Genomic DNA, 297 nt, shown 5'->3' on the forward strand with positions numbered 1-297 from the left:
GAGCTTTAATAGCTTTATTTTTCCCGATTCGCCACTTTATTCACCACCACGAACCCAAATGCCTGGCAAGGGTGGCGGATATGATAAGAGCTCAAATATTTGGTAAGACAATGTATTAGGCAAAAATTTAGAGACACTTCAGTACTGTCTACTTGACAGAACCAGGTGCATACTCTCACGGACATTTGATGCATCTTCCATTGACGTTTTGGCCGTGATATCGCCTCTCACGGACATTTGATGCATCTTCCATTGACGTTTTGGCCGTGATATCGCCTCTCACGGACATTTGATGCG

Origin of the sequence: Oceanobacillus caeni, from assembly GCF_019037185.1 — a bacterium.
GTDB lineage: Bacteria > Bacillota > Bacilli > Bacillales > Amphibacillaceae > Oceanobacillus > Oceanobacillus caeni.